The organism is Streptomyces adelaidensis (assembly GCF_016598475.1).
Taxonomy (GTDB): Bacteria; Actinomycetota; Actinomycetes; order Streptomycetales; family Streptomycetaceae; genus Streptomyces; species Streptomyces adelaidensis.
The window spans coordinates 1-1535 of record NZ_JAEMUX010000225.1 but is presented as its reverse complement, the minus strand read 5'-3'; the positions used below and the strand labels follow the sequence as shown (position 1 = coordinate 1535).

1 protein-coding gene is annotated in these 1535 nt (G+C 71.8%); it reads right to left on the bottom strand.

Annotation, left to right across the window (positions count from 1 at the left end; genetic code table 11):
• Positions 1-7 precede the first annotated feature (7 nt).
• Positions 8-1447 (bottom strand): NF041680 family putative transposase, encoded by a 1440-nt coding sequence (locus I8N67_RS41455; RefSeq protein ID WP_200309498.1) that lies wholly within the window; start codon positions 1445-1447, stop codon positions 8-10.
• Positions 1448-1535: the final 88 nt, after the last annotated feature.

Here is a 1535-nt window from a genome sequence, read left to right as displayed (position 1 = left end):
TTGATCTTTAAGCCTCCTCCTCTGTTCCGCCCCGTCGAGGTCTGTCCACTTTGCGTTGTTTCTTGCCGACTGGGTGGCGGGGTGCGGGGGTGGAGGCGCGGCCCTTGGGGCGGCCGGGGCCGGGGTGGGTGGCTTTCGGCGTGCTGGCAGGGGTGCCCAGGATCCGCCGGATGCGGGGATAGCCGCGACGGACCCGGCCGGGGGTGAGCCGATCCGGCGTCAGTGGCTTCTCCCAGGGTCTACGCAGGTCCTCGGCCAGGGGCCGGGCGAGGCGGAGCTGCGCGTAGGCGGCGAGGATCAGCCACACCCACCGGTCGGCCTGTTCGGGAGTACGCAGGCGGGGGCGGGTCAGGCCGAGGGTCTGCTTGAAGAAGCGGAATGTGTGTTCGATGTCGAATCTTCGAAGGAAGATCCGCCAAAGGCGGTCGACGTCGTGCTCGGTGGCGTCGGGGTCGCTGTGCCACAGCCACAGCGGCTTGGGTTCGCGGTTGCCGGGCAGGTGCTCGACGGCCAGGTGGACCAACGTGCCCTCAACGAGGGGCAGTTCTCCCTGGTGGTCGGCCCAGGAGCCGCGCCGGTCCGGCTTGGGGTGCATGCGGCTCCAGCAGCGGGCGAGGACCTCGCCGAAGCGGTCGTGGACGCCGGCCGACTCCTGGACCGGGGCCGGGTGGGTGGCGGAGTCGGCGAGGCGGAACTCCGCTCCATGACGGGGTGGGCGTCCGGGGTTGGGGCCGCGGCGCTTGCCGGCCGGCGCGTACATCACCCGGTCGGAGCGGATGCGTCCCAGCAGCCGGACCGGCTCGGCGCGCAGCAGCCAGGTCAGGCGCACGAGGTCGTAGCCGGAGTCCATGACGAACAGGACCGGCGGGTCGCCCGGCTGCCACTGCCCGGCCTCCTCCAGGCGGGCGTGCAGCTCACGGATCTGGGTGGCGGTGATTTCGGTGGGGTCGTCCTCGGGTCCCAGCCGTACGGCGTCCAGCGGGCCGGTCCACGAGGAGCGGCCACCGCCCAGCGCGGCGGCCACTTGGTAGGGCCAGCCCGGGATGGTCTGGCGGACCCCGTCGCAGCGGCACGGGCGGTGGCAGTGCAGCCGCTCGGGCGAGCACTCGGCGTCCGGACGCGGCCATGGCGTGACGTCCAGCGCGATGGACAGCTGCCGGTCCGCTCCACGCGGCAGTTCCAGCCCCGCCAGGGCCATACGCAGGCGGGACACGGCGATGTGCCCCTGGGCCAGCGCGTCGTACATCGCCCCGTGCCCGCGCCGGTGCACCCCGGCAAGCGACAGCTCCGGCAGCGAGACCACGGGCCCATCCACGCACAGCACCGCGTCCGCCAACTCGAACAGCGCATCCGCCCGCAGGGTCAGGCACTCGTAGAACTCGCGGCGAAACCGGGACAACCCGGCCAGGGCCTCGACGCGCGCGGCGTCGTCTTGCAGACTGTCCATCACGGCCTTTGGGTTGATCGACTGTCGACTTCAGCGAGAAGACACGATCACGCAAAGGCCGCCCAGCTGTCAGGCGAACGACGAAACC

Excerpts from the sequence above, each read along its gene's own strand:
- I8N67_RS41455 (WP_200309498.1), bottom strand. The coding sequence starts at position 1,447 with ATGGACAGTCTGCAAGACGACGCCGCGCGCGTCGAGGCCCTGGCCGGG.